This is a genomic window from uncultured Rossellomorea sp. (genome assembly GCF_947488365.1).
Taxonomy (GTDB): Bacteria; Bacillota; Bacilli; order Bacillales; family Bacillaceae_B; genus Rossellomorea.
The window spans coordinates 1-236 of the sequence record NZ_CANKZT010000029.1 but is presented as its reverse complement, the minus strand read 5'-3'; the positions used below and the strand labels follow the sequence as shown (position 1 = coordinate 236).

Here is a 236-nt window from a genome sequence, read left to right as displayed (position 1 = left end):
ATTGGGCTATAGCCAAGCGGTAAGGCATCGCACTTTGACTGCGACATGCGTTGGTTCGAATCCAGCTAGCCCAGCCAACGGCGGCATAGCCAAGTGGTAAGGCAGAGGTCTGCAAAACCTTTATCACCGGTTCAAATCCGGTTGCCGCCTCCAATTTTCATGCGGGTGTAGTTTAGTGGTAAAACCTCAGCCTTCCAAGCTGATGATGAGGGTTCGATTCCCTTCACCCGCTCCAA

3 tRNA genes are annotated in these 236 nt (G+C 52.5%); all 3 read left to right on the top strand.

Annotated elements, in window-relative coordinates:
* Nucleotides 1-2 precede the first annotated feature (2 nt).
* Nucleotides 3-77: transfer RNA gene (locus Q1B03_RS22095), tRNA-Gln, on the top strand.
* A gap of 2 nt (nucleotides 78-79) precedes the next feature.
* Nucleotides 80-153, top strand: a tRNA-Cys gene (locus Q1B03_RS22090).
* Nucleotides 154-161: 8 nt separating this feature from the next.
* A tRNA-Gly gene (locus Q1B03_RS22085) sits at nucleotides 162-235 on the top strand.
* Nucleotide 236 lies beyond the last annotated feature (1 nt).